The sequence below is a fragment of the Chitinophaga sp. YIM B06452 genome (assembly GCF_039655965.1).
GTDB lineage: Bacteria > Bacteroidota > Bacteroidia > Chitinophagales > Chitinophagaceae > Chitinophaga.
This window is the reverse complement of record NZ_JAWLKY010000001.1, coordinates 710,072-734,263: the sequence shown is the minus strand read 5'-3', so window position 1 is coordinate 734,263 and position 24,192 is coordinate 710,072. Positions and strand designations below refer to the sequence as shown.

21 protein-coding genes are annotated in these 24,192 nt (G+C 51.4%); 13 read left to right on the top strand and 8 right to left on the bottom strand.

Annotated features, from left to right (window positions below; genetic code table 11):
- Nucleotides 1–17: 17 nt before the first annotated feature.
- Nucleotides 18–413, bottom strand: a complete 396-nt coding sequence (locus R3I13_RS02675; protein WP_346316373.1) for a hypothetical protein — start codon at nt 411–413, stop codon at nt 18–20.
- Between the two features lie 356 nt (nt 414–769).
- Nucleotides 770–1,171 (bottom strand): hypothetical protein, encoded by a 402-nt coding sequence (locus R3I13_RS02670; RefSeq protein ID WP_346316372.1) that lies wholly within the window; start codon nt 1,169–1,171, stop codon nt 770–772.
- A gap of 896 nt (nt 1,172–2,067) precedes the next feature.
- Here R3I13_RS02670 and R3I13_RS02665 point away from each other — a divergent pair.
- Nucleotides 2,068–2,232 carry a phosphatidate cytidylyltransferase gene (locus tag R3I13_RS02665; RefSeq protein WP_346316371.1) on the top strand — a complete coding sequence of 55 codons (165 nt, stop codon included), beginning with the start codon at nt 2,068–2,070 and terminating at the stop codon, nt 2,230–2,232.
- Here R3I13_RS02665 and R3I13_RS02660 read toward each other — a convergent pair.
- Nucleotides 2,229–4,745, bottom strand: coding sequence for a hypothetical protein (locus R3I13_RS02660; RefSeq protein WP_346316370.1), 2,517 nt, complete (start codon nt 4,743–4,745; stop codon nt 2,229–2,231). The two genes, R3I13_RS02665 and R3I13_RS02660, sit on opposite strands and share 4 nt — an antisense overlap.
- A 319-nt stretch (nt 4,746–5,064) precedes the next feature.
- Here R3I13_RS02660 and R3I13_RS02655 point away from each other — a divergent pair, with 319 nt between their 5' ends.
- From R3I13_RS02655 to R3I13_RS02620, 8 genes are all read left to right on the top strand, one after another.
- Entirely contained in the window at nt 5,065–8,208 is a 3,144-nt protein-coding gene (locus R3I13_RS02655) for a TonB-dependent receptor (RefSeq protein WP_346316369.1), read from the top strand.
- 4 nt (nt 8,209–8,212) lie between these two features.
- Entirely contained in the window at nt 8,213–10,090 is a 1,878-nt protein-coding gene (locus R3I13_RS02650; protein ID WP_346316368.1) for a RagB/SusD family nutrient uptake outer membrane protein, read from the top strand.
- Between the two features lie 17 nt (nt 10,091–10,107).
- Nucleotides 10,108–10,794 carry a DUF3823 domain-containing protein gene (locus R3I13_RS02645; protein ID WP_346316367.1) on the top strand — a complete coding sequence of 229 codons (687 nt, stop codon included), beginning with the start codon at nt 10,108–10,110 and terminating at the stop codon, nt 10,792–10,794.
- A complete protein-coding gene (locus R3I13_RS02640; RefSeq protein WP_346316366.1) occupies nt 10,791–12,125 on the top strand; it encodes a glycoside hydrolase family 71/99-like protein in 1,335 nt (444 codons plus the stop codon). The genes R3I13_RS02645 and R3I13_RS02640 overlap by 4 nt, the downstream gene beginning before the upstream one ends.
- A 17-nt stretch (nt 12,126–12,142) precedes the next feature.
- Nucleotides 12,143–13,408 carry a glycoside hydrolase family 71/99-like protein gene (locus R3I13_RS02635; protein WP_346316365.1) on the top strand — a complete coding sequence of 422 codons (1,266 nt, stop codon included), beginning with the start codon at nt 12,143–12,145 and terminating at the stop codon, nt 13,406–13,408.
- A gap of 133 nt (nt 13,409–13,541) precedes the next feature.
- Nucleotides 13,542–13,883: a TfoX/Sxy family protein gene (locus R3I13_RS02630; protein WP_346316364.1), complete on the top strand. Its 342-nt coding sequence runs from the start codon at nt 13,542–13,544 to the stop codon at nt 13,881–13,883.
- Nucleotides 13,884–13,956: 73 nt separating this feature from the next.
- A complete protein-coding gene (locus tag R3I13_RS02625; protein ID WP_346316363.1) occupies nt 13,957–15,324 on the top strand; it encodes a WG repeat-containing protein in 1,368 nt (455 codons plus the stop codon).
- Between the two features lie 15 nt (nt 15,325–15,339).
- Nucleotides 15,340–16,281, top strand: a complete 942-nt coding sequence (locus R3I13_RS02620; RefSeq protein ID WP_346316362.1) for an alpha/beta fold hydrolase — start codon at nt 15,340–15,342, stop codon at nt 16,279–16,281.
- A gap of 316 nt (nt 16,282–16,597) precedes the next feature.
- On the opposite strand, the gene R3I13_RS02615 is transcribed toward R3I13_RS02620, so the two are convergent.
- On the bottom strand, nt 16,598–17,320 hold the full coding sequence (locus R3I13_RS02615) for a LytTR family DNA-binding domain-containing protein (RefSeq protein ID WP_346316361.1): 723 nt from the start codon (nt 17,318–17,320) through the stop codon (nt 16,598–16,600).
- A gap of 1 nt (nt 17,321) precedes the next feature.
- Complete coding sequence (locus R3I13_RS02610) at nt 17,322–18,368, bottom strand: histidine kinase (protein ID WP_346316360.1); 1,047 nt, start codon at nt 18,366–18,368, stop codon at nt 17,322–17,324.
- Nucleotides 18,369–18,618: 250 nt separating this feature from the next.
- Between R3I13_RS02610 and R3I13_RS02605 the strand changes: the two genes are divergently transcribed.
- Nucleotides 18,619–19,470 (top strand): phosphatase PAP2 family protein, encoded by an 852-nt coding sequence (locus tag R3I13_RS02605; protein ID WP_346316359.1) that lies wholly within the window; start codon nt 18,619–18,621, stop codon nt 19,468–19,470.
- A 72-nt stretch (nt 19,471–19,542) separates the two neighbouring features.
- Here the strand turns inward: R3I13_RS02605 and R3I13_RS02600 are convergent, their stop codons facing one another.
- Nucleotides 19,543–20,532 carry an AraC family transcriptional regulator gene (locus R3I13_RS02600; RefSeq protein ID WP_346316358.1) on the bottom strand — a complete coding sequence of 330 codons (990 nt, stop codon included), beginning with the start codon at nt 20,530–20,532 and terminating at the stop codon, nt 19,543–19,545.
- Nucleotides 20,533–20,599: 67 nt separating this feature from the next.
- Complete coding sequence (locus R3I13_RS02595) at nt 20,600–21,505, bottom strand: bestrophin family ion channel (protein ID WP_346316357.1); 906 nt, start codon at nt 21,503–21,505, stop codon at nt 20,600–20,602.
- A 146-nt stretch (nt 21,506–21,651) separates the two neighbouring features.
- On the opposite strand from R3I13_RS02595, the gene R3I13_RS02590 reads away from it, so the two are divergent.
- The 3 genes from R3I13_RS02590 to R3I13_RS02580 all read left to right on the top strand — a co-directional run bounded on the left by R3I13_RS02590 (nt 21,652) and on the right by R3I13_RS02580 (nt 23,659).
- Entirely contained in the window at nt 21,652–22,227 is a 576-nt protein-coding gene (locus tag R3I13_RS02590; protein WP_346316356.1) for a Crp/Fnr family transcriptional regulator, read from the top strand.
- A gap of 70 nt (nt 22,228–22,297) precedes the next feature.
- Entirely contained in the window at nt 22,298–22,738 is a 441-nt protein-coding gene (locus R3I13_RS02585) for a carboxymuconolactone decarboxylase family protein (RefSeq protein WP_346316355.1), read from the top strand.
- A gap of 66 nt (nt 22,739–22,804) precedes the next feature.
- The gene (locus R3I13_RS02580; protein WP_346316354.1) at nt 22,805–23,659 is read left to right on the top strand and encodes a dienelactone hydrolase family protein; all 855 of its coding nucleotides are present in this window, start codon (nt 22,805–22,807) and stop codon (nt 23,657–23,659) included.
- 7 nt (nt 23,660–23,666) lie between these two features.
- Here the strand turns inward: R3I13_RS02580 and R3I13_RS02575 are convergent, their stop codons facing one another.
- Nucleotides 23,667–24,161 (bottom strand): hypothetical protein, encoded by a 495-nt coding sequence (locus R3I13_RS02575; RefSeq protein ID WP_346316353.1) that lies wholly within the window; start codon nt 24,159–24,161, stop codon nt 23,667–23,669.
- Nucleotides 24,162–24,192 lie beyond the last annotated feature (31 nt).

The following is a 24,192-nucleotide window of genomic DNA, read 5'->3' as shown; positions in this document are numbered from 1 at the left end:
CCCGTAAATCGTGATGGTTATCGACAACGTATATTTGCAATTTTATATTTCCCTGAAACAGCTCCGTTGGGGGAAGTATTTGGTACTGTTTTTGGAGTAGAGGAATCCCATTCAAATTCAACACAACAGTAGATTGTACCTGGATAACTACGTGCCTTTTTAATATTGGATCCGGTTACGGGATTTTTGCTCAAGTAGTGGGTTTGGTTATTCGATATGTCTGAAATAACATCCTGGCAAACGTCGTTAATAGTTGGTGTATAGTATGATGTGCCGGCAGCATTCTGGAGCAAGACTTCTTCGAAGCATGCTGTATATGAACGAGAATCAATTTTATCGGCTTTAGATACAAGAGTGACACCTAAAGTGATAAATGCGGCAACCGATGCCGAGCGGATTTTTAGTTTGACCATTTTGACGTTATTGAGTTTGTTTGATTGTGTTGTGCTTTGGAGTGGGATAAATATTCTTAGTGGTCATAACTTTATAGTTAAGTTTTTTGCATTGAAATCGACAGAGACTAATAAAGTTCAAGTGCTTTTATTTTGAATCGTTAGAAGACCTTGCAGTATACATTTTCTATCTTGTCCTTTCCTAAAGCTGTTCCATTTGGAGTTGTATCGGGAACTGCTGAAGGAGCTGTTGGGGCAATTTCTAGAATAATTATTAGTTATGTTTGTTGGCTTTATAGTGAACAAGAGACTTTACTCTCAAAATTAAAAATGCAATGCATCTAATGACAAGATGCATTGCATTTCCATTTTGCTGCTTACTGAAGTTTGCAGCGAATGTCTACTATTTTGTATTTTCCAGACGCAGCTCCATTCGGAGTTGTATTCGGAACCGTTGAAGGAGCTGTCGGATCAACATCAAAGTCGATGCAGCAGTAAACGGGCCTTACAGGAATGCAGCCAGTTTTAATGTTAGTGCCTGTTGCGGGGTTGGCGCTCAGATACAGAGTATTGAGGGTATTTATGTCGGTAACAACATCGGCACAAACATCACCTGCAGTCGGTGAATAGAACTGAGTGCCGGCAGCATTCTGCAGTGATACTTGTTCAAAGCATACAGTAAGAACGCGAGAACCAATTTGACCAGCTTTAGAAGCAAGAGTGATTCCTACAGCTGCAATCGCAATAAGTAATGCGAAGCTGAATTTTAAGTTGCGCATTTTTTTTGTTTTTAATTGTTAACTAATAATGGTTACTGGTGCCCAACGGCCAATCGGGCTATATTGTTGATCAACAAATACTTGGAAGTTTTAAATGTAGAATTCAATAAGATCTTCGTTTTAATGGCTGTTCACTGCCTTTCTTTTTCTATAGAGTATTATGGCGGAAACGGAAATTATGGTCAATAGTATATTCATAACAAGATGCTGTGTCCAGTTGAGAGAGCTAATTACGCCACCACAGCTACATGGCAGCGTCGGTAGATAGATCATTAGATATGAGACATAGAATGTAAAGAATGACATCAACACGAATGAAAGATAGAAACCTAGTAATCTTGTTCTTTTGAATACCAGTAATATAGCTAAGCACAATTCAAGGACCGGTCCGCCAAAAGTTGCCAGCTTAGGCATTCCCTTGAAGATGGGATTTGTCATCATTTGAAGGGACACACTACGCCAATCGATTAATTTACTTATTCCTGTATAAATCCATAGAATTATAAAGATTGCAGTTACTGCTTCTAGGTAGATAAAAACGTACTTACTATTACTATTGGGGACTAGGTTTCTTTTTAAGATGGCTTTCATGTTTCCTGTGTTTAATGGCTTTGAATTTCGTCAGGGCTAATACATCAACGAAATTATAATCACATACTGAATTATGACAGCAGCCCGAATAATATTCTGACTTTTTTGATCCAAATGAAGGGAAACCGTGAATATGTTGAGGCAATACAGGACGGTCTCAATAGTAATCTCGTGTATTCCTGAGTTTTAGGCCAGCATAAAGAGCTGTTTGTGAAGAAGTTGTCATAAGAAATGTATGACGTACTGCTGTTATAGTATCAGTATTCCGGCATAATTTATGATCCCGGAAAGTTAAAAGGAACGCTATGAAAAACGCAATGCTTTTCCTGCTCGGGATTTTAACGGTTACGCTCAGCAGCTGTGAACTGGTGGAAGGGATCTTCAAAGCCGGGGTATGGACCGGCCTGCTGCTGGTGGCAGTGGTGCTGGGCCTCATTATCTGGCTCATATCCCGCGGCAGGAAAGGCTAACCCTGTTGCGTGATCTCCTTGAATGAACGGCCAAATTCCTGGCCATAACTTTCTTTGTATTCTTTCGCGAATTTCTGGTAGGCTTCCTGTGCAATGCCGTGCCGCCCGAGCAGGATAAGGCTCCGACAGCGGTAGGCCAGCGCTTCTTCGTTCAGCGCGTCGAACAGGAAGATGGCATGCGTGAGGCGCAGCACCAGCTCTGCTTCTGCGGGCAGGTCTGCGGTGGAGATATATTGCAGGAACAGGTCTATCACCTGCCCTGAAATGTCTGACTTGATATCGTCCAGCCACTCGTATTGCATGGCTTTCAGGAAAGCGCCCCTGCTCACAATAGCCAGCAGCTCCTGGATGTAAGGGCGCGAAGCGGCGTTCTTCTGCATGCAAAGCTGCGCGAACCGCGCGTAATCTACCTGCACGGATTGGTTGAGCACTTCCAGCTTCCACTTGCCCGATTCTTTCCCGATATGCCATTCCCCGGCTCTTTCCAGGACGGCCTTCAGCTTCACGATGTTCACGGAGTAATTGTTGCGCGCGTCTTTCTGCGGCTTGTCGCTCCAGAGGATGTCGAACAGCTGCTCGGAAGAAATGCCCTTGCCGTCTTTGTAAGTATGGATCAGCACCAGCAGGAAAAGTTCTTTCAGCAGTGGTGTGAAAAGTTTCGTGATATCATTCCCTTCTTTGTCGAACGCTTCAAACTGCCCGAAAAGGAATACGGCCGAACGCTCAGGTTGCTGCACTGGCGTAGCTTCCACGGGCGGGATGTGCTCAACTGTTTTCACGGCCTGCGCAGCCTGCTGTTTCTGCCGCCTGCGGCGGGAAAGCGCAAGCAGGATAAAAAGCAGTATAGTGATGCCGGGCAGTGTGAACCACCAGGGAGCGATGTAAGTTTTGCGCGGCGCAGGCGAGGGAATGAGCGCATTGGGCGGGAAGTCCAGCGTGTGGACCTTCACCTGGCAGGTGTTCTCTTTCGAATTGTAAAGGGTTACGGCCACCAGCTTTTTGCTCACGGGGCAATAATACAGGTCCGCAAACGAACGGATGTCGTAAAACGAATAGGGAATGGAATCCCCCATCAGCTGGTACCCCGGCGATGCCAGCGAACCTTTGATCAGCTGCAGCGAAGAATTGAATTTATCGGTAGGGTAGATGAGCGTGTAATATTCGCGGGTGGCGGTATCTATCACCAGGCTGTTCGCAAAGCAGAACTGCCGCGCCGGCTCGGGGAAGCGCCATATGGTGCGGAAGCTGCGGTCGCGGATACTGTAGGCGTTCAGCTCGTAATTATATTTCGGGTTCACGGACTGGTCGCCGGTATTGCTGCCGTAACCGCCGAGGATGAACGCGGTATCTCCCGCGGCATTGAGCCCCAGTGCGGCCAGGTAGCGCGGCATGAAGTGCTCGCCTTTCACTGGCAGCGTTTCCCAGGTACCGGTGGGAAAATGATAACGTTGCACGAGGTTCTTGTAGCGTAGCTGCCCGTAACCGCCGAGTATATATAAAGAAGTGTCCGGCTGGCTCACGAATTTGTTGGCCTGCCAGTACTCGGTCAATTCTGTATGCGTAAAGGTATTGTCCCAGCGCCGTGCCAGCGTGTCGTAGGTGCGCACTTTCTTTTCGTCGATCAGCACGTTGTAGATCCGCTGCCGTACGGGGTCGTAGATGGACTGGTTGCCGTCCGGCAGCAGCGTATGCCCCTGGGCCAGCGGCTCGCCCCTGAGCTGCATATCCCTGAACGTGAGCCGGAAAGTGGAATCGGCGGTAATAATATATAGTACTTCTTTCTGCTGGTCAAACGCGATGCTGGGTGTGCCCGCCAATTCGATGGTGCGGGCAAGTGCCCAGTTCTGGTGCCGGGGTTTGAGCCATACGGGGTTGCGCACGGCCGCAGTGTCTTTGCTTTCGGTATCGTCTGCCGCAGCGCCCAGGCTTTCGGAAAGGGGGAAAAAATGTTTCAGCTTCCCGTCCTCCGTAATGCGCACGTCTTTGATGTTCATGGGAGGCAGGTCCAGCGTTTGATGCCCTTCGAAATTGGTGGCGCCGAAATAGATGCGTGCACAGGTATTGTCTGGGAGGGCGAGCTTACCCCGGCAAACGGGCTTGTCGCGAAGATAGAACACGGCTTCGCCGGCCTTTGCATCAAATCTTATCCTGATTGGGTTCCAGCCACGATAAAGCTGCAGGGTGTCTATCCTGAATTCTCCCGTCACCTTTTCGCCGATCACGCAGTGAAACACGCCCAGCCGCTGGTTATATACAAGGTCTATATTCTGATGGCCGGTAGTGATCACCCGCACCACGTACCCGAAGTAAGTTTCCATGTTGGGCCTGAACTCCAGGTCGAAACTGAGGTCTGTTTGCCCGCGCAGGCACACGGGCGCCCCCGGGGTCAGGTGAAGGGATGTCCTTTTCTCCGGTACTACTTCATGACTGGAAAACCCAAGTCCGTGCGATTGTCCGAATATAATATGACTGTAAACAAGGGCCCAGCAGATACAAAATATATATTTCCCCATCGGAGACCTAAAATGCATTTGATAATAATAACCTGTCCGTTTTGGATGATATGATCCGTTCTTTCATTCGTGAAATGCGATTTTTAAGATAAGCATATTTTAGAAAGTTTCGATACAAATCTCCGCAATTCTTTTCTCATGCACATTGATAATCAATCAATTTTGCCATAATTAAAAATTAATTCGGCTATTAACGCTTTCATTAACCGGTTTATTAATGCCCGCCGGGTTACTTGCATCCATAAATCTCGGACATTCACGAATACCACGTTTTCAACCAGATTCTGCATTCCTATTCTACTCCATGAAAAAAATCGTTATGAAGAAAATCTATCACTTTTTGGTGCTGTGTTGCCTGCTCCCGCTATTGACGGCAGCCCAGCAGAAAACCATCACGGGAAAGGTTACCGATGACCGGGACGGCGCAGCCCTCCCCGGGGTAACGGTCTTCACCGTAGACGCCGCCGGCAAAAGAACGGGCGCCACCACCAACGTTAAAGGCGAATATTCGCTGAACGTACCCGCCGGGGCCGCCACCATCACATTCACTTATGTGGGCATGACCACCGCCGTTGAACAGATAAACGGCAGAAGTACGATAAACGTACGATTGACACCTAATGATGAACAGCTGTCTGGCGTAGTGGTGGTAGGTTACGGCACCAAACGCAAAGAAACGCTGACCGGGGCCGTGAGCAATATCACCAACAAAGAGATCCAGACGGTGGCCAACATCAGCATTGCGCAGAAGCTGCAAGGCAAAGTGGCCGGCCTGCAGATCAGGCAGCTCGGCGGCGAGCCCGGCACATTCGACAACAGCATCAACATCAGGGGCTTCGGCACGCCGCTGTTCGTGATCGACGGGATCGTGCGTGACGGGGCCGGCGAATTCCAGCGCCTCAATGCGGACGACATCGAAAGCATTTCCTTCCTCAAAGACGCGACCGCCGCAATCTATGGTCTGCGTGCGGCCAACGGCGTAGTGATCGTGACCACCAAAAAAGGTTCCAAAGGAAAGGCTTCCTTCAGCTACAACGGCATGGTAGGCTTCCAGAAACCAACGGACGTGCCGCGGATGGCCTCCGCCAGCGAGTGGATGCAGATGAGGAACGACGCAGACGTATTGGGAGGTAAAGGCACGCCCTACCTCACCAAAGACGAACTGCAGAAATGGATCGACGGCGCGCCGGGATATGAAAGCACCGACTGGTACAGCGAAACCATGAAGAACCACGCCATGCAACAGCAGCACAACCTGTCTGCCACCGGCGGCAACGATAAAACGCAGTACTTCGTGAGCTTCGCCTATGCCAACGAGGCGGGCCTGCTGAAGACCAACGATATGGGGTACGACCGTTTCAACCTTCGCACCAACCTCACCACCGAGCTGCACAAGAACCTGAAGCTGGAAGTGCTGATCGGCGGCCGCTGGGATAAAAGGGAAACGCCGGGCGAGAACTTTTTCAACATCTTCAAAGGCACCCGCGTAACGCTGCCCACGGAAAAGCCTTATGCCAACAACAACCCGGAGTATCCCTTCAACGTAAGTCCTTCCACGCAGAACCCCGTGGTACTGTCTGACCGGGATATTACCGGCTACAATGAATCCGTGACAAAAAATATCCAGTCCACCATCGCGCTGAACTACACCGTGCCTTTCGTGCAGGGCCTGAGCCTGCGCGGCGTGGCCGGTTACGACCTGAACGTGTATACGAACAAGGACGTGAGCAAACCCTACAAGCTCTATAATTATGTGAACGGCGTATACGTGCCGGCCCCGCAACGAGTGGGCGCCGCAACGATCTCCAACAACTACAGCAATGGCGCCCGGCTCACCATGCAGGGCCAGGTCAACTACCAGCGCCAGTTTGCAGGCGCGCACAACGTAGCCGCCACCCTCGTAATGGAAACGCAGCAGTGGTGGGGCCGCGACGCATGGCTCAGGAGAACGTACGAGTTCTATACCATGGACCAGATAGACAGGGCCAGCAACGCCAAAATGGAAAACTCCGGCAACGAGAACCGCACGGCCAGCATCGGCTACCTGGGCCGCGTCAGCTACGACTATAAATCCAAGTACCTGGTAGATTTTGCATTCAGGGAAGACGGCTCATACGCCTACCATCCGTCTAACCGCTGGGACTTTTACCCCGTGATCTCCGCGGGCTGGAGGCTATCGGAAGAACCTTTCATGAAAGAGAAAGTACCGGTGATCTCCAACCTCAAGTTCGACGCATCTTACGGCATTCTCGGCCAGGACGCCGCGGCGCCGTTCCAGTATATCGTCGGCTATAATCTTTCCGGTGGAGGGCAGTATGAGTTCACCAACGGCGCCCTCACCACCGGCGCGGCATCGCCCAACATCGTGAACGAACAGCTCACCTGGACCCGCTCCAAAACACTGAACATCGGCATGGACCTGGGATTGTGGCGCAATAAGCTGACCCTCGAAGTAGACGTGTACCGCCGTGACATGGAAGGCATCCCCGCCTTCCGCAACCTGACGCTGCCCAATACCTTCGGCGCATCACTGCCGCAGGAGAACCTGAACTCCGCGAGGATCAAAGGGATCGAGTTTACCCTCGGCCACAACAACGACATCGGCGATTTCCACTACGGCATTTCCGGCAACTTCAACTTCTTCCGCAGCATGAACCTGTACGTGGAAAGAGGCAAAGACCTGAACAGCTGGGAACGCTGGAGGAACGCGAACGATTACCGCAACAACGACTGGGTATGGTCTTACATCAGCGACGGCCAGTTCCAGAGCCTTGAAGAAGTGTATGCCCACGCGCTGCAAAACGGCGACCAGGGCAACCGCCGCGAGCTGCCCGGCGACTACCGCATCCTGGACGCCAACAACGACGGCGTGATCAACGACCTGGACATGGTAGCGCAGTACTTCGGCGCCAACGGCAACAACAACGACCTCAACCCCGCAGGCAAAGCGCCCCGCATCAACTACGGCCTCAACCTGAACGCGTCATGGAAAGGATTTGACCTGAACCTGCTGTTCCAGGGCGCTGCCATGTACACTGTAAGGTTCCAGGAAGTATACGCTGAAGTAATGGCCTTCAGGGGCAATACGCCGGCTTACTTCTTCGACCGCTGGCACAAAGCGGATCCCTACGATCCCAACAGCGAATGGATACCTGGCAAATGGCCCGCTTCCCGCTTCAACTTCGACGTGGGCAGGATGTATACCGAAACAGATACCTGGAGGAAAGACGCTTCTTACCTCAGGCTGAAGAGCGCGGAACTGGGCTACACCATTGCCCCGAAACTGTACAACCGTTCCGGCATCAGCAAGATACGCGTGTATGCGAACGGCTTCAACCTCTTCACCATTGCAGACAGCTTCGTGAAACCCTTCGATCCTGAAAGGCTGGAAGGCTTGTTCAACGCAGGTTTCAACTATCCGCTGATGCGCGCTTTCAACTTTGGTGTTAACGTTAATTTCTAAGACAATGAAAAAGTTATTCGTAATATTCTTAACGGGCATACTGTTCAGCTGCCAGGGCATCCTGGACATAGAGCCCACCAATAAGATCCCGGCGGATGTATTGTTCGGCGATCCCGAAGGCGTGAAGATCTACATGGCCAACCTTTATTACCAGCTGCCGATCGAAGACTTCGCGTATTTCAGGGCAGGGTTCAACCAGAACGGCGGCGACCCCAACAACGGAGGCTTCAGTGCGGCCATGATGACCGAAGAAGCCATGCACACCGAGTTCGGCGATTTCCTGGGCGACGGCGATTTCCATTGGTGGGACCAGGGTTACAAGCTCATCCGCGATGTGAACCTGCTGATAGACGCGATCCCCACGCTGGACATCCTGCAGGAAGAAAAGAACGCGCTCACCGGCGAGAGCAATTTCATCAAGGCGTTTGCCTATTTCGGGCTGGCCAAACGCTACGGCGGCGTGCCGCTGATAAAGGCCACGCAAAAATATGAAGGCAATGCGGAAACGCTGAAAGTGCCGCGCAGCACGGAAAAAGAAACCTGGGATTATGTCATGGAGCTGTGCGATGTGGCCGCTGCCAACCTGGGCACTGCCAAGGGCCGCAGGGCGAACAAATACACCGCGCTGGCGCTGAAGTCCCGCGCGGCGCTGCATGCGGCTTCCATCGCGAAGTTCGGCTCCCGCGCCCCGCTGAGCGGCGATGCGGTAACGCAGAAGCTCGTAGGGATGGAGGCATCCGCTGCCGCAGGGTATTACACTGCCTGCATCCAGGCCTGCCAGGCGATCATGACTAGCGGCGCGTATTCTTTGTTCCGCCCCAATCCGGCCACCCCGGCGGAAGCAGCGGAAAATTACCGCCTGCTGTTCCAGAACCCGAACGATGCGCAGGATGAAGTAATCCTTATCAAAGGTTATAACCTGCCCGGCGCCAACCTCGGCCATAACTACGACATCTGGTACCAGCCCGCGCAGGTAGCCAACGGGTGGCCGCACCCCGGCAGGATGAATCCTACGCTGGAAATGGTGGACCTCTATGAAAGCTACGCCAATCCCGGCCAGAGCGCTCCCGTGGTGACCACCGTTGACGGGAACATAAATGACTATGGCGGGTATAATCCTGCCAAAGCATACCTGCAATTCAATACGCCGAACGAAATATTCAAAGACAAAGACGCCCGCCTGTGGGGCACGGCCATCCTGCCCGGCACCAGCTGGAAAGGCACCAACATCGTGATCCAGGCCGGTTACGTGAAGCCTGACGGCCAGGCGGTGATCCGCATCAAAGACCAGATCACCATCGGCGGCAACACCTATTACACTTACGGTGCGCCCAGCACCACGATGTATTCGGGTTTTGATACCTATGGCGGCAACAATACCCGCACCGGTTTTTCTTTCAGGAAATTCATGAACCAGAACAACCCGATCGTGCCCGGCTGGAACCAAAGCACCACAGATTGGGCGGAATTCAGGTATGCCGAAGTGCTGCTGAACTTCGCGGAAGCAGTCGCAGAAAGCGGTGCCGGTGATGCAACAGCTGCGGCCAAAGCCCTGAACGACATCCGCCGCCGCGCGGGCCATACCGTGAACATCCCGCTCACCGCAGACAACGTGCAACGTGAAAGGAGAGTGGAACTGGCTTATGAAAACAAACGGTTCTGGGACCTGATCCGCCGCAGGGAATATCATACCGTGTTCAACAACCGGTTCATGCACACGCTGCTGCCCCTGCAGGATCTGCGGGCGCTGCCGGCCACCAAATACATTTTCGTAAGGGTGCAGGTGCCGAATGCCAATCCCCGCACATTCGAGCCCAAGTCCTACTACCGTTACATACCCGGCATCGGTTCCAACGGCCTGGTACAGAACCCGCAGTATTAATACAGAAAAATTCAACCATGAAAACGTTACGATATATACTCCTGGCCGGTGTGATCATGCTTGCTGCCGCCTGTGAAAAAGACAACTTCGACGGTCCCACCGCAGGCCTCTCCGGCAGGATCATCGATGCGGATACCAAACAGCTCGTGGAGCAGGACATTATCCGCGGCACCACCATCGAGATCACCGAACATGGATATGATCCCGTAAAACCGCAGGTGCTGGTCGTGAAGACCGACGGCACCTATGAGAACAGCATGCTGTTCGAGAACACTTACACCGTAAAACCGATGCGCGGCAACTTCGTGGACGTGGCGGCGCAGGAGATCCAGATCAAAGGCAAGACCGTCCTGGATTTCACGGTAACGCCTTACCTGCGTGTGCAGAACCTGAAAGTGGAAAAAGTGGGCAACCTCGTGGTGGCTACTTTCAACCTGCAGCAGAACGTAGTGGGCAACGTGGTGAAGATCGGCATCTATGCAGACAAGGACCAGCGCGTGGGCGAACCGATGCGCCTCGGCCATAAAGAACAGGAGATCAACGCGCCGGCGGACCCCGCCACCACCTACCGCCTCGAATACAATCCTGACGAGTTCAAAAACCAGATGCCGCTTGGTAAAGAATACTGGTTCCGCGTAGGGGCGCTGATCTCCGTTGGTGAAGCAAAATTCAATTACGCAGCTCCTGTTAAACTGGCGATATGATGATGAAGAAACTAAAGGTGATCTTACTTACGGCGTTGCTGGCGGCTGGCATCAGCTGCTCCAAGAAGAGCACGGGGGGCAATCCCCCGGCTCCGCCGCCACCGCCGCCGGCCGAAGCGGTGTATGATGAAACAGGATGTCTTTACACAAGCTACAATGGCCTCGTGATGGCCGGCTACCAGGGCTGGTTTGCCGCCGAAGGCGATGCTTCCGAAAGAGGCTGGTACCACTACCGCAACGGCAGTTGCGGCGGCTTTATGCCGGGTTGCGCTTCTGTAGACTTCTGGCCGGATATGACGGAATACACGAAAAAATATCCTTCGCCCTTTTCCTTTGCAGATGGCAGCAATGCGCCGTTGTATAGTCCGTATGATGAAGAGACCGTTGACCTGCATTTCAAATGGATGAAGGATTACGGGATAGACGGCGTGTTCATGCAGCGGTTCGTGATGGAGATCAAGAACGAGAACGTAAAAGGCAAGCGCCACTTCAACAAAGTGCTGGAGAACGCGTTGAAAGCCGCCAAAAAATACTCCCGCGCCATCTGCGTAATGTACGACCTCAGCGGTTGCTCGTCCGCTGATGTGGCGTACCTGGAGCAGGATTGGGAGGAATTGCAGCGCGTCTTTTCCCTCTTCGACAACAAGACGCATCCCACCTACCTGCGCCATAACAAAAAACCTTTGGTGGTGATCTGGGGCGTGGGTTTCAACGACAACCGCAAGTACTCCATCGCCGATGCAGACCAGTTGGTGACGAAGCTGAAAGGCCCGGCCAAAAAGGTTTCCGTAATGCTGGGCGTGCCTTACTACTGGCGCGATATGCGCAACGACACGGAGAATTCGCCGCTGCTGCATGCCCTTATCAAAAAGTGCGACATCATCATGCCCTGGGCCGTAGGCCGCTACAGCAGCAATAACTACGCTAATGTGGCAGGCGCTGAGCTGGCGGCGGATATCCAGTGGTGCAGCAACAACAAGGTGGATTACGTTCCGCTGGCCTTTCCCGGCTTCAGCTGGGGGAACCTGAAGAATGATCCAACCGTGTATAATTCCATCCCGCGGCTGAAAGGGGAATTCCTTTGGAAGCAGGTGGCCGGCGCGAAAATGTCAGGCGCCAAATCGCTTTACCTCGCTATGTTCGACGAAATAGACGAAGGCACCGCGCTCTACAAATGCGCCCGCCAGAACGAGCTGCCGCTCAACGGCGGCAAACAGTTCGTGGGAATTGAAAACGACCTGTCCAGCGATCATTATCTCTGGCTGGCGGGCCAGGCAGGCAAATGGTTTCATGGGGAAGCAGGCTACAGCGCCACGCTCCCTGTACGGTAAGTTTTAAAATCAACAGCATGAATAAAGGGCTCATCGTTTTATTATTATTGATCAGCATACAGGTTATTGCACAACGTAAGCACAGCAAACAAACCAGCTATCCTGCTTACAAGGGCCTCATTATGGCTGGTTACCAGGGATGGTTCAGGGCGGAGGGCGATGGCTCCAACGCCCGCCGCTTCGCTTACGGCAACGAAGAGCGCAGCGGTATTGATATGTGGCCTGATGTGTCCGAATACGCCAGGACCTACGCCACGCCCTGGAAGCTGGCCAATGGGGAAAATGCGAAGTTCTTCAGCTCCTACGACAAAAGTACCGTAGACCTGCATTTCAAATGGATGGAAGAATACAACCTGGACGGCGTTTTCATGCAACGTTTCTTCGGCAACGCCCGTGGAAGGGATTCCGTTTCTTCCGTGATCCTCAGGAACGCATTTGCCGCCGCGTCAAAGCACAACCGCGCTATCGCGGTGATGTACGACCTCTCGGGCCTGCGCGCGAACGGCGAAGATTGTTCAGCGCTGATCGGGGATTGGAAGTATTTGGTAGACCAGCTGAAAGTAACGGACCAGCCTGGTAAGAAGACCTACCTGCATCACAACGGCAAACCGGTAGTGGCCATCTGGGGCATCGGTTTCCCGGACAGGCCGTACAACATCCGGAACATCGGGCTGGAAAGGCTGATCGATTTCCTGAAGAACGATCCCGTGTACGGCGGCTGCGCCGTGATGCTGGGCGTACCTGCCGCCTGGCGCACGCTGAATGCGGATTGCCTCAACGATCCCTACCTGCATACGCTTATCCGGCAATCAGATATTGTGATGCCCTGGGCTGTGCAGCGCTATTCGCCACTACTGCACAACGATATGGACCGCTTCAGGGACAATACCGTGGATGATATCAACTGGTGCAGGGAGAACAAAGTGGCGTACGTGCCCTGTGTGTATCCCGGTTTCAGCTGGCACAACCTCAGCCGCTACGAATTCCCGGACGATGTGAAGCCCGTAGGTTCCATTCCCCGGCAGGGCGGAAGGTTCTACTGGCAGATGCTTTCCACTGCGCTCAACGCAGGCGCCACCATGCTCTACGTAGCCATGTTCGACGAAGTGAACGAAGCCACCGCCATCTTCAAAGGCAGCGACAACCCGCCCCTGAGCAAGGTCACTTCCTTCATTACGATGGACGGCAAGCCTTCCGATCATTATCTCTGGCTCACGGGCCAGGCTGCGCGCATGCTGCGGCACGAGATTTCGCTGACCTTCAAAATGCCGGAAAGAAAATAATAATACCTGCCATCCCGGCTTAGCCGGGACGGCCTTGACTTCCATTACCGCTAACAGGTCCGGCTGAAAAGCACGGGCCTGTTTTTGTATCATCCCGAATGCCGTAACTTAGCTGAACGTAAAAACCTTGACTATGCCGGTAAACGAAAAGCTGCTCGCCCGTGTAAGGGAACTGATCGCCGCCGCTGAAAAAAATGTGGAGGAAAAGAAGATGTTCGGCGGCATTTGTTTTATGGTGAATGATAAAATGTGCGTGGGCGTCCGTGCAGACAGCATCATGGTACGCGTAGACCCTGAGCTGGCCGAAACCCTTGTTGAAAAAGAAGGCGCCGAGCTGATGGTGCACAACGGGCGGGTGATGAAAGGATACATTTTCGTGGATGAAACCGCGCTGGACACCAAAAAAGAACTCGGCTTCTGGGTAGGCCGGGCGCTGGATTTCAATAAGTTTGCGAAATCATCGAAGAAGAAATAAGGAACGCATCTCCCTCAATAGAAAGCTCTTTCCCGCCGAATAGGTATAATTTTTGTTCTCCCTGGCCAGCGCTATGATACCTTGGCTGGCAAAATCGGGCCTTTATGGCTATACAAACCGCGACGGGTCGCTCCTGATCCCGCCGCAATATTCCCATGCGCGGCCTTTCCGGGGCGGTTTTGCCGTGATAGCGCAGGAAGGCGGCTTTGGCATCATCAATGCGGAAGGAGTGCCTGTGATCGCCCCGGAGCACCCTTTCATCCATCTCACGGCGCCGCGCCCTTTTTCGCTCGCTTTTATCAAAAAAGAATACAATGCCTGGTGGCGTTTGCCGCGCTGGCGAATACTGCCTGAATTCAACCTCCTCAGCACCCGCCACAACGGCCCGCTGCTCGTTACCAAAGTGCCCAGGGCGCAATGGGAAGTGCTGGCCATGCCGGATATGAAAAAGATCCAGCAGTTCAATTGCACGGACGACCTCAATGCCTGGGGAAACCGCTACTGGCGCAAGGACTGGGAGCCCGCCCGCAAAATGCCCGGCGAAGCCCGGCTGCTCACATCCGGCGAGCACCTGCTGCTGCGGCAGGAGCTGTACAATGCGGAAGGAGAACATTGCTCAGGGCAGATCTTCGGGCAGCTGGAAGACGGCACCTTCCTCCAATACCGCAAAGGCTGGTACCGCCGCGTGAACGAAGCCGGCAAACCGATGGACGCCGTGCGGTATTACAAAAAGAATCACCTTACTTTCGGCGGGAAGACGATCCCGCAGCAGGAAGCGCCCTACCAACGCATTGCCGCGCCTGTTTTCCAGTCCACCGCCGGCGAGGTGTTCCTCTTCCCTGATTTTTCAAAACCTTTCCCCGCTTCCATTGAGCCTTACCCGCAGGTGGGCGAAGTGCAATATGTGGCCATGATCGGCGCAATGCGGGATGCGGAACATTTTTTCGTGCTGGCCACCACCGGCAAAAGCAAAGAGCGCCGCCTGCTGGTGCTGCATAAGAGCGGCAAATGGAACAAACTCATAGAGCCGCGGGCCGGCTTTCATTCCATGCTGCGCAATGGTTCACTGCTGTTCACCCATGGCACCGCCAAAGGTGTGATGGACACCAGCCTGGAATTCCACCTCTTCCCCCTCCAATACCCCGAAGCCCTCAGCGAAACCCTCTACGCCGGGAAAGACAACAAGAGCGGCAGGTATGGCGTTTTTGATATCATGGAGCAGGATTGGAAAGTGCCACCCGCATACAGTTACATCGGGCCCTGCCTGGCGGAGGATATTGCGCCCTATTGCAAGGATAACCTGTACGGCCTGATGAACATAAGCACCGGCGCGCATATTACGCCGCCCCTGTACGACAGCATCGGTGAACACGGCGCGGTAATGCAGAAAAATCAGCTTTTTTATATCGATCTTTATACGGGCCGGGAATACCGGGAGTAAACCCATCTTATACCCATGCGAACTTCTCGAACATTCAGGCGCACCGCCTGGACCCTGGCGGTCCTTTTCCTGCTGGTGAATGCATTTGCCTGTTTTCATGCCTATAAATTCACGCATTTCACCACCGCCAACGTGCCGCGCACCAATCCCGGCAGGCTGGGCTTTGCCGGCAGGCTGAAGGTGGTGGTGGCCGGGGTAGACAATCCCCGCCCGGTGAACCGCAACAAACCCGGCCGCGCTTATGAAACCATCAGCCTGCAAAGCTACGAGCGCCTGGAAGCCTGGATGATCAGGGCGCCGCAGGCAAAAGGCACCGTGGCGCTGTTTCACGGCTATGGCGCCGCGAAATCGCGCATGCTGGAAAGGGCGGAAATATTGCTGGGGCTGGGTTACAATACTTTGTTGGTGGATTTCCAGGGCTCCGGCGGCTCCGGTGGCAATGCCACCACCATCGGTTACAAAGAAGCCCGGGATGTGAAGGCGGCATACGATTACCTGGCCGCCCGCGGGGAGCAGGATATCTACCTGCTGGGTACCTCACTGGGCGCCGCCGCGATCCTCAAAGCCCTGCAGGATTACCCGGTGAAACCTAAAGGCGTGATCCTGGAAGCGCCCTTCAGCACATTGTACGAAGCAGCCTGCGCAAGGTTCCGGGCCATCGGCGCGCCGTCGTTCCCGATGGCGGGCATGGTCGTGTTCTGGGGCGGCATTATCAACGGCTTCTGGGGCTTCAGCCATCAGCCTGTAGAATACGCCAGGACTGTGCATGTGCCGGTTTTAATGGTGTATGGGGAAAAAGACGGACGGGTGGCGCGGAAGGAGATAGACGATATATACAATAACCTGCCCGGCCCTAAAAAGCTCGTCACCTTCCCGGAGGCGGGGCACGTTAATTACCTCTCAGGCTACAGCCGGGAATGGACTGCGGCCGTCGCGGAATTTATAAAGGCACAATAAAAGCCAGTGCTTCCGGCGCTGGCTTTTGAAACAAATGTCTCAAGTCTAATTTGGGGAACGGATTCTGTCAGATCTCTTATCTTAGCTAAATTGGAGAATAAGATATAAGTTTTTGTCTTTCAGCGAAATAATGAACATTACCAGTTAAATCGAAAGTTGGGTCTTAACCAATTTTTCCGGGCGTTCCGGCTTTCAGCCTGCCTTGCGCCCTACTTTCCAAAGTTGAAGTTTCTTCCCCATACGGCATTGTATATTCTGCGCGGAAAATTGTACGAACTGAAAAAAAACAGCAGTGAGGGTGAAATTTATGGGTCTATCACTTATTCAGAATCTTTTTGGTTACAAATTCATTGAAAAAGAAATCCCGGTAAATATTACCAATAGGTATTTCGTTATTTTCAATATATACTGTATTGTTATCTAAGGAATCTATCTTATTTACATTGATAATGTACGATTTGCTGACCCTGACAAAAAAAGATTTTGGAAGCAAATCATGAATAGTTTTAATATTCATAAGCGTAACCAGTTTCTGACCTTCTGTGTAAATAATAACATAATCCTTTAACCCTTCAATATAAGTTATATCACTAAAATGTACCTTAAACATCCTCCGGTCTGCCCTTATAAAAATATAATCTTCGGTTATGTTTTCTATATTACTTTTTGTATGATCAGTACGGAATAATTTAGCGTACGTCTGCGCTTTTTCAACCGCTTTTTGAAAGCGCTCCAATTTTACAGGTTTGATCAGGTAGTCAATAGCGTCGACTTCATAACTTTCAGAAGCAAATTCATGAAAAGCGGTAGTAAATATCACCAGCGTTTTTTTAGAAATAGTCCTGGCAAATTCAATTCCGTTCACTCCAGGCATTTGGATATCAAGAAACACCAGGTCAACAGCATTCTTTTCCAGGAATTTTTGTGTATCACCCGCTCCACTGAATGACGCGATAGATGTTATATTTTCTGTCTGATCCACCAGTTTTTGTATGGCTCTTCTTGCCAAGGGCTCATCATCTACTATTATGCAGTTCATTTTATAATTTTAAGGTCAATGAAACGCAGTATGTTTCCATACTGTCTTCTATTTTTAGATCGTGTGAAGAGGGAAGCAGGAGTTCCAACCTTCTTTTAATATTGGCCAAACCCAATCCCCCGGATTTATTAACTGATCTTACGCCGGGTTTTGAGTTTATGCACTTGAAAAAGATCTCAGTATGCCGTACCTCAAAAAAGACGTTCACGTAAGACATTTTCGCTGAATCGTTATTATGTTTTACCGCATTCTCGACAAAAGAAATAAATAATAAGGGAGGAACCTGGACACCACCTGGTTCACCTTCTTTGGATATCGAAAAACTAAAATTATCCCGCCTGACCTTTTCCAGGTTTAAAAAATCTTCTAAAAAATGGATTTCTGAAGTTAACAGGACCGTATCTCTTGAGCTGTCATAAAGCTGGTACCGGAGCAGGTCGCTTAGTTTCATCAAAACCTGCGAAGCTTTTTTGGGATCATCTTCAATTAAAACATTAGCATTATTAAGCATGTTAAAAAGGAAATGCGGATTGATCTGATTCTTGAGCTGTTCCAGTTCAGTATTGGTTTTTGAAAGTTCCAGATCATGGATCAGTTGCATATCCGATATCCACTGTTGGAATAACTTAACCGCTGCCGATGCAATGATAAGCATCATGACCAGGAAAGAAAAGGTCAAAAAGTTGATATTGTCATCCTCGTTCGGAAGCAGATCAGGTTTAGAATAAGAAGAAAAAACTTCATGAGTGTAAAACGAAAGGATCATTGCTGAAAGCACAAAAAGGCCATAGCTTAAGTATTTCTTTCTAAACAGGAACTTAGGCACAAAAAAATACATGTTACTGTAGGCCAGTAAAACTATCTGGGAAAAAATAATCAGCCGGTTGTAGGTTTCGAAAGGTTCTATGTAGTCCGGTGGACTGTAATACAAAACAATAATGCAAAATGTGATCAATAACAAATGGCGTTGCAACCGGTACTTTTCTGAAATGATCAGCTGAAGCATCCAATTGGCATCCATATTTCTTTTGTGTAAGGTCTTAATCATAAGCCTGTTTCAGGTTTCGGGCACATGCATCAATAACGGGGAAACTACATCTTTTTATATAAAAGCGTATTATTTACCTTCCAAAATAAGATTTAAAGATAATATCACGGCAGAATGTGCAACATGTTTTACTACATCTAAAGGCTGCTTTAGTATATAAAGTAAGCCGTTTTGTATATATAAAATATGAGCGTTCAACAATGATATACTTTCGCCGGGAACTGTGGCATTTATCTCTAAACTTTAATAAATGAAAGGCAGAATTTTGGCCTTGCTGATCCTCCTTTTTTCGTATATGTTCCAGGCATATTCGCAGGAAAAAATTACTCTTAGCGGCATAGTAGCCAACAGGTCCGATACTGGAACACTGTTTGGCCATAATATTTCCATTCCTGAATTTAAAGTGGGCATTAACGATCCGGCTGACTCAACAAAAAGCGCGGGAAACTTTCAATTCAAATACAATTCGCTTATAATTCCAACCGTTTTAATTGGGTATGGAGTTGCCGGTCTTATTAACCCGACCTTAAAAGATATCAATACTTCTACGAAGAATGAATTTAGAGATCATGATGACAGGAAAGTTAATTTAGACGATTTTTCTCAATACAGTCCGTTTTTATCGGTATATGCCTTAAATGCCTTTGGTATACACGGAAGAAGTAATTTTAAAGACAGGACCATTGTTTTGGCAACGGCATATCTCATAATGGGCAGCTCAGTAGGTATCATAAAAAAAACTTCAAAAGTTACCAGGCCGGATGGCTCAGGTACAAACTCGTTTCCTTCAGGACATACCGCTACGGCCTTTATGGGCGCCGAGTTTTTATACCAGGAGTATAAACACGTATCTGTTTGGTATGGCATTGGCGGCTACGTGGTCGCGGCCGGCACAGGTTTTTTTCGAATGTCCAACGAAAAACATTGGCTTACTGATGTTGCTGCAGGTGCGGGAATCGGAATTTTAAGTACTAAAATTGCCTACTGGATCCATCCCTTTATTAAGAAAACGATTTTTAAGGACAAGGATAAATTAAATGGAACCGTTATGCCTTATTATAATGGACGGCAATATGGATTGGGATTCTCAATGACATTTTGAAAGGAAGAAATTACGCACGATAATGGCCGCAATTATGCGAGCCTGTAGTGGCAGAAGGAAATAATCTCCCATTTATTTGTGTTTCTCCCGGTATTCCTCCGGGGTGAGGCCGTGTTTCCCACGGATGAGGCGCACCAGGTGCGAGGCGTCTGTCAGGTTGGTGTGGGCGGCGATCTCCCATACCAGCTCGTTGGTGTTGAGCAGCCGGTACTCCGCTTCTTCCAGCCTAACATGGGTAATGTACTGGCGCACGTTTTTGCCGTATACTGCTTTGAAATGCTTGTTCAGCGCGTCTTTATGCGTGCCGGCATGTTTGGCAACGACCGTGGTGCTGAGGTCTTCCCCGAGATTGCATTGTATGTAATCGCAGGCGTCCAGCACGGTTTTGGGTATTTCGTGGCGGCCCATCAGCAGGTTGAAGTAGTGGGCGGTGAGCAGCATCACCTGCCCGTGAAGATATGGCTCGAACATGGCCGGGGCCTGCCGGTACGCGCCCATGGCCTGGATGATGTCGCGCGCGGTGTTACCCAGGGGAATAAGGTTTTTTTGCTCGCCTTCCTGCTCGCCTCTTAATTGTTTCTCCACCAAAGGTTTATACGCCTCGTATTTATTCCCGAAATATTGCATGAACGAGGGCGAAAATGAAATATACACCGCGGTATAATGTGCCGGGGCAAATTCCGCGCGGTTAAACGCCATGGGGGGCACATAATAAAAAGCGAATTTCTTCTCGGGCAGCATCAGCTTTTCAGCGGAGCCCTGCAGCTCGCAGGGTATATTGCCATCCAGCCCGGTATACAGCGCCAGCAGCGGGTCTTTGGTGATGGGATAGAGGTAGATATGCTCTTTGATGTCGAAATTGAGCCAGCCGACTATCCAGTCATTGCTGTGCAGCTCCTGCTTGAAGAACGCGCCGAAAGGCCCTTCCGTGATGTGCACTACGGTGCCGGGTATACGATATTTGCTATAGTGATCGGGGAGCTGGTCGGAAACGGTGATGCGTTGCTTCATGAGGTCGGGCACCTCGAAGTTCATAATAGCGGGACGGTCCACTGCTTGCATAGGATGAAGGAATTTGGCTGAAAAACTGGTACCGTAATATTACGGTATTTTCCGGAAAGCCGAACGCTCAGAGCAGGTATTGTCCGTCCAGTGGTTCAAGCGGCGAAGGCAGGGGCTCGTGGCCCAGCATTTCCAGCAGGTTACGTTCTATGGTGCGGCAAATAGTGTCCAGCGGGAGGGAGGTGGGCTGCTTCTCGAAAGGGTTCATGATGCTCACGCCATTCATGTGGGTAACGTGGAAAATGAAGCCCACAGCCCAGCCGAAAATAACGGACCAGTAGCCGATGGATTCGGCAAGCATCAACGTATTGAGTATCACGTAGAACCAGATGAACACCCGCGTAAAGAACAGGTAGCTGGGCGGGAATACGGTGGATTTTATCCGCTCGCATTTGCCCATGTTGTCGCAGTGCTTCACCACCAGGTCGTTCATTTCCCGGAAGCAGAACCCGTCTATAGCGCCGGACCCGCGCAGCTGCTGGAGGTCTGCGGCCTGTATGTTGAGGATGCTGTTGGGCACATTGGTGCTGTTCCTCACCTGGTCCGCTTCGTCTTTGCTGAGATACCCTTCATGATAAGGATCGCCGTCCTTACGGAGTGAGGTATTGAGCGCGTAAAGGAAAGCGAGGTGCCGGAAGATCATGCGCCGGGCGATGTGCCGCGCTTCGCCGCTCACGGAGGTATCCACGAAGTGCAGCAGGTTGCGCGCCCAGCTGCGGGAATCGTTCACCAGCGCGCCCCATATCTTCCGGCCTTCCCACCAGCGGTCGTAAGCCTGGTTGTTGTTGAAGCCGATGAAAAAAGCGAGGGCGGTACCAAGCACGGCGCTCATGGTAACGGGGATGGAAACATGCTGTTTGAGCCAGTAGGTGTCTGCCGCATAGGCAAGTGAGCAAACCAGGATGATCATCAGGTCCAGCCGCCAGGTGAGGCGGAATACCTGTATAAGCGAGAGCTTGTCGCGCAGGAGCATAAGCGGGGGTTTATGTTCAGTATCCGGTAATGTAGCTTTAAGTTACAGATTCCTTGCGGGCTGAGCAAAAGAAGTGGCAGAACGCTTTGCCCGGCAGGGGCGTTCAGCAGGAATTGCCTATCTTGTAAAAACGGAAAACAGTTATTATGCTGCGGAATTTATTTGACCATATCCGGAAATTCGTGCCGCTGTCCCAAGAAGAGGAACAGGTGCTGGCCGGGTATATTGAAATAAAGGATTTAAAGAAAAAAGGTTTCCTGCTGAAGGAAGGGCAGGTATGCCTGGGCAATTATTTTATCCTGGGCGGCTGCTGCCGGGCTTATTTCGAAACGGAGCGCGACGGGGAACAGATCTATCATTTCGCGATTGAGAACTGGTGGATCACGGATTATATGAGCCTGGAATCGCGCATGCCTTCCACCAGCAATATACAGGTGCTGGAAAATACCACGTATGCCGTGCTCTACCGCGATGTGCAGGATGAGTTGTTTGCCGCCGTGCCGCAGCTGGAAAGATATTTCCGCATTATTTTACAGAAAGCCCTCAACGCCGCGCAGCTGCGCATCAAATACATTTTTACACAAACCGCCGAAGAACGCTATCATCACTTCTCCGGGCTGTTCCCGGACTTCGTGCAGCGGGTGCCGCAATACATGCTGGCTTCTTACCTGGGCGTTACCCCCGAGTTCATCAGTAAAATAAGAGCAAAAAAAAGGGTATGATTTCTTGAACTGGTTCAAGATTTTGAGGCCTGTTTCCGCCGGACATTTGTGTTATCAAAAAAGAAACACCATGTCAGAAAGAATCAAGATCCAGAAAGCAGCCCCTGCTGCGTACAAAGCCATGCTGGCCTTTGAAAGTTATCTCGAAACCACCCGCATCAGCCCGCTGCACCAGGAAATGATCCGCATCCGCGCTTCGCAGATCAATGGCTGTGCGTATTGTATAGACAAACATTCGAGAGACGCCCGTAAACAAGGTGAAACCGAGCAGCGCATCTATGCCCTCACCGCCTGGCGCGATACGCCCTTTTTCACGGAAGAGGAACAAGCCATCCTGGCCATTACTGAAGAAGTGACACTCATGCACAAAGGCCTGTCAGACGCTACCTACGCCAAAGCCGCCGCATTGTTCGACGACGAATACCTGGCGCAGGTCATCATGGCGGCGATCATCATCAACGCCTGGAACAGGATCGGCGTATCCACGCATATGCAGCCCGCGAAAGTGTAGAACAGCCGTAAAAAAGGGCCGGAAATTTGGAGGAATTTGCCTTATCTTTCTGTAAACCCTTTTTATATGGACCAGCGTATCATTAACCTCTTTGATGAGTATACTCATAAGCCGCTCACCCGCGATGTGTTCCTGAAACGCCTTGTACAGATCACCGGCACCATGGCTGCGGCTATGACCATCCTTCCGCTCCTGGAATTCAATTACGCCAAAGCCGCGGAAGCCCCGCTGGATCCCGGTTTGAAAGAAGAAGAAGTGACCTGGCCCGGAGATAATGTGACCATGAAAGGTTACCTCGTGCGCCCGGAAGAAGACCGCAAGCGCGGCGGCGTAGTGGTGATACACGAAAACCGCGGGCTTACGCCGCATATCAGGGATGTAACGCGGAGGGCCGCGAAAGCCGGGTATATTGCGCTGGGCGTGGATGCGCTGTCGGTATTCGGCGGCACGCCCGCTAATGAGGACGAAGGCCGTACGCTCATCGGTAAACTGGATAAGGTACAAAACCTGAATAACTACCTGAAAGGCCTTGCCTACCTGCGCAGCCGGCCAGACAGCAACGGAAAAACAGGATGCGTAGGCTTTTGCTGGGGCGGCTCCATGGCAAACCAGCTGGCGGTAAACGATCCGCAGCTGAACGCTGCCGTAGCCTTTTACGGCGGCCAGCCGGACGCCGCAGATGTGTCGAAAATAAAAGCGCGCGTGCAATTGCACTACGCCAGCCTCGACGAGCGCATCAATGCAGGTATTCCCGCCTACGAAGCGGCGCTGAAAGCAGCCGGCGTGAATTACCAGCTGTTCATGTACGAAGGCATGCAGCACGCTTTCCACAACGATACATCTGCCGCGCGTTATAATGCGGAAGCCGCGAAGCTCGCGTGGAACAGGACGCTGGAGCTGTTTAAGGAAACTTTGGGATAAATTGATTTCAGGCTGCCGGGGCGTGCATCCGCCGGTACCATCCCCGCGTGATCAGCACGATGGGCAATCCTACGCAAAGCATATGCACCACCCATCCTACAACCGCGCCCTGGAGGTTAAATTTCGCCTGCGGCACCTGCGTGAGGGGAACGATCACCAGGCTCATCATCACCCAGACAAACAGCCCGTAGAGGCAGCCAATGAGCCATTTATTGCCTTGCAGGAACCGCAGCCTGGGATAAGCGAAAAAGAACAGCGCACCCCAGCCGAGCGCTACGAGGAAATGCAGGAATACCCCGAGCAGGATCACTGCCGGTCCCCCGCTGAAAGCGGGCATGCCCATGAGGGCGCTGGAAATGTATTTGAAAACCCTGCCCGGCGGAACGCCGTTCCTGGCATAAGCGGTGATAACCGCGGCTGCGCCGTCCAGCAGCCAAACAGTACATCCAATCATCAGTACGGCGCTGAAAGGTTGCGCCGTACGCCCGTGAGTTGATACCATAGCGAGCAATTATGTCATGAAAAGATTTAGA

Excerpts from the sequence above, each read along its gene's own strand:
- R3I13_RS02675 (WP_346316373.1), bottom strand. The coding sequence starts at position 413 with ATGGTCAAACTAAAAATCCGCTCGGCATCGGTTGCCGCATTTATCACT.
- R3I13_RS02670 (WP_346316372.1), bottom strand. The coding sequence starts at position 1,171 with ATGCGCAACTTAAAATTCAGCTTCGCATTACTTATTGCGATTGCAGCT.
- R3I13_RS02665 (WP_346316371.1), top strand. The coding sequence starts at position 2,068 with ATGAAAAACGCAATGCTTTTCCTGCTCGGGATTTTAACGGTTACGCTC.
- R3I13_RS02660 (WP_346316370.1), bottom strand. The coding sequence starts at position 4,745 with ATGGGGAAATATATATTTTGTATCTGCTGGGCCCTTGTTTACAGTCAT.
- R3I13_RS02655 (WP_346316369.1), top strand. The coding sequence starts at position 5,065 with ATGAAGAAAATCTATCACTTTTTGGTGCTGTGTTGCCTGCTCCCGCTA.
- R3I13_RS02650 (WP_346316368.1), top strand. The coding sequence starts at position 8,213 with ATGAAAAAGTTATTCGTAATATTCTTAACGGGCATACTGTTCAGCTGC.
- R3I13_RS02645 (WP_346316367.1), top strand. The coding sequence starts at position 10,108 with ATGAAAACGTTACGATATATACTCCTGGCCGGTGTGATCATGCTTGCT.
- R3I13_RS02640 (WP_346316366.1), top strand. The coding sequence starts at position 10,791 with ATGATGATGAAGAAACTAAAGGTGATCTTACTTACGGCGTTGCTGGCG.
- R3I13_RS02635 (WP_346316365.1), top strand. The coding sequence starts at position 12,143 with ATGAATAAAGGGCTCATCGTTTTATTATTATTGATCAGCATACAGGTT.
- R3I13_RS02630 (WP_346316364.1), top strand. The coding sequence starts at position 13,542 with ATGCCGGTAAACGAAAAGCTGCTCGCCCGTGTAAGGGAACTGATCGCC.
- R3I13_RS02625 (WP_346316363.1), top strand. The coding sequence starts at position 13,957 with ATGATACCTTGGCTGGCAAAATCGGGCCTTTATGGCTATACAAACCGC.
- R3I13_RS02620 (WP_346316362.1), top strand. The coding sequence starts at position 15,340 with ATGCGAACTTCTCGAACATTCAGGCGCACCGCCTGGACCCTGGCGGTC.
- R3I13_RS02615 (WP_346316361.1), bottom strand. The coding sequence starts at position 17,320 with ATGAACTGCATAATAGTAGATGATGAGCCCTTGGCAAGAAGAGCCATA.
- R3I13_RS02610 (WP_346316360.1), bottom strand. The coding sequence starts at position 18,368 with ATGATTAAGACCTTACACAAAAGAAATATGGATGCCAATTGGATGCTT.
- R3I13_RS02605 (WP_346316359.1), top strand. The coding sequence starts at position 18,619 with ATGAAAGGCAGAATTTTGGCCTTGCTGATCCTCCTTTTTTCGTATATG.
- R3I13_RS02600 (WP_346316358.1), bottom strand. The coding sequence starts at position 20,532 with ATGCAAGCAGTGGACCGTCCCGCTATTATGAACTTCGAGGTGCCCGAC.
- R3I13_RS02595 (WP_346316357.1), bottom strand. The coding sequence starts at position 21,505 with ATGCTCCTGCGCGACAAGCTCTCGCTTATACAGGTATTCCGCCTCACC.
- R3I13_RS02590 (WP_346316356.1), top strand. The coding sequence starts at position 21,652 with ATGCTGCGGAATTTATTTGACCATATCCGGAAATTCGTGCCGCTGTCC.
- R3I13_RS02585 (WP_346316355.1), top strand. The coding sequence starts at position 22,298 with ATGTCAGAAAGAATCAAGATCCAGAAAGCAGCCCCTGCTGCGTACAAA.
- R3I13_RS02580 (WP_346316354.1), top strand. The coding sequence starts at position 22,805 with ATGGACCAGCGTATCATTAACCTCTTTGATGAGTATACTCATAAGCCG.
- R3I13_RS02575 (WP_346316353.1), bottom strand. The coding sequence starts at position 24,161 with ATGGTATCAACTCACGGGCGTACGGCGCAACCTTTCAGCGCCGTACTG.